This window comes from Butyricimonas muris (assembly GCF_046365375.1).
In the GTDB taxonomy this organism is placed as follows: domain Bacteria; phylum Bacteroidota; class Bacteroidia; order Bacteroidales; family Marinifilaceae; genus Butyricimonas; species Butyricimonas muris.
Genome location: NZ_JBKEIT010000031.1, coordinates 1 through 541, shown reverse-complemented (window position 1 = coordinate 541; position 541 = coordinate 1). Strand labels below are relative to the sequence as shown.

The 541-nt window shown below is 53.0% G+C and carries 2 pseudogenes; both read right to left on the bottom strand.

The annotated features are described in order from the left end of the window. Positions 1 to 294, bottom strand: a pseudogene (locus ACK8P8_RS22225) (ATP-binding cassette domain-containing protein); the annotation flags it as partial. Further along, positions 287 to 541 (bottom strand): annotated as a pseudogene (locus ACK8P8_RS22220) (ABC transporter ATP-binding protein); the annotation flags it as partial. The pseudogenes ACK8P8_RS22225 and ACK8P8_RS22220, both read right to left, overlap by 8 nt.

Below are 541 nucleotides of genomic sequence, written 5' to 3'. Positions count from 1 at the left end.
GTACAAGCGTATATTCTCCCGCACCGTCAAACTCTCGTATAACGAGAATTTCTGGCTCATGTAGCCGATTCTGCTCTTTATCTTTTCCGACTCCCGGGCAATATCGAATCCCACCACCCGTCCCGTCCCGAAAGTCGGTTTGCTCAACCCGCATAACATCCGCATGGCAGTGGTCTTGCCCGCGCCGTTCGCCCCGAGGAACCCGAATATCTCCCCCCGCTCCACGTGAAAACTGATATGGTCCACCGCCGTGAAACTCCCGAATTTCTTCGCCAGCCGCTCTACTTCAATAACCCGTTCCATCGCTAGTATCGTTTGTTAACATCATAAAATAATCTTCTATACCCGCCTCTATCTCGTTCCATTCCACCCCGGTATGCCCCGCGCCTCTCAAGGATGCCGCGAACCGTTCCACGGGATAATCGTTCTCTTTGAATGTAGTATGAAGCGAATCCCCGAACGTGAAACAGGAATAAATCCCCGGTTCTTCCCGGATGTCCCGCAATAAGCGGTACATATCCCGTGCCCGGAAGGCGACCAG